The organism is Bradyrhizobium sp. NBAIM14 (assembly GCF_020193895.1).
GTDB lineage: Bacteria > Pseudomonadota > Alphaproteobacteria > Rhizobiales > Xanthobacteraceae > Bradyrhizobium > Bradyrhizobium yuanmingense.
In genome coordinates this window covers 1-608 of the sequence record NZ_JADYVQ010000079.1, presented here as the reverse complement: position 1 = coordinate 608, position 608 = coordinate 1, and the positions used below count along the sequence as shown (strand labels likewise).

Sequence of the window (608 nt, the reverse complement as noted above, 5' to 3'; positions counted from 1 at the left end):
AATGGTGCGCTGAGCCCGTATCCTGCATCCGCCAGCACACATCCAAAGCGCACGTTGGCTGCCATCGCTCGATCAACCTCAGCCAAAGCGATTTCTGGCTTGGATCTTGCCGTTCGGTGTTCGATCGGCACCCGAGCACGCATCAAACGAGACACATTGCCTGTCCAACTCTCGGGCAGAAAGAGACGCAATGCGACCATCACGGGCACTTCGCCGCGCGCAAGGGTCAGCGACACCAGCGTTTGGCAATTTGCCGTTTTGCCAAGAGAGGACGCATATTGAGCCGCGACACCAACCGAGCGTTCGCCCTTTTTCGGCATTGCGGTGTCATCAATGACTAATACCGCATCCTTGCCGCCGACAAGCCGATCCGCCTGGTTGAGCAGCTCAGATTCCAGCGGTGATGCGTCCCAGACACCTTCGACGATGAAATGGTGCAGCTGATCGTAGTTGCCGGTTGCAAGGCGTTCTGCCATCGGCTGAACGCTCTTGCGATCGCCCGGGCCGATCAATCCCGCAACGTACAGGGGACACATCCGCTGCCGGTCTTATGACCCAACCGGTCCAGGAACGGCTTCAGCCAGCGTTCGAGTTCGTCTTCCCATTCC

General features: G+C 58.6%; 1 pseudogene. It reads right to left on the bottom strand.

The window, feature by feature from the left end:
* Positions 1–608, bottom strand: a pseudogene (locus tag I6F28_RS37080) (IS701 family transposase); the annotation flags it as partial.